General features: G+C 62.0%; 1 pseudogene. It reads right to left on the bottom strand.

What is annotated here, in order from left to right:
* Positions 1-213 (bottom strand): annotated as a pseudogene (locus V6255_RS18840) (polyhydroxyalkanoate depolymerase); the annotation flags it as partial.

Below are 213 nucleotides of genomic sequence, written 5' to 3'. Positions count from 1 at the left end.
AACGCCGTCACGGCGTTGCGACAGGACGCCAAGGATCTCCACGAGATAGTCGATATAGTCGTCGAGATCGAAGGGACCGACGGTCGAAGGCACGAGACGCGCGTCCGTCCAGTCCGTGATGAACACGTCGTGCGACGGGAGGAAGGCTTCCACCGTCCCGCGCAGCAATGTCGCATAATGGCCCGACATCGGCGCGACGATCAGCAACTTCGG

This window comes from Psychromonas arctica, assembly GCF_038155225.1.
In the GTDB taxonomy this organism is placed as follows: domain Bacteria; phylum Pseudomonadota; class Gammaproteobacteria; order Enterobacterales; family Psychromonadaceae; genus Psychromonas; species Psychromonas arctica_B.
Note: the sequence above shows the minus strand (reverse complement) of the source record. Positions and strands in the feature narration are given on the sequence as shown.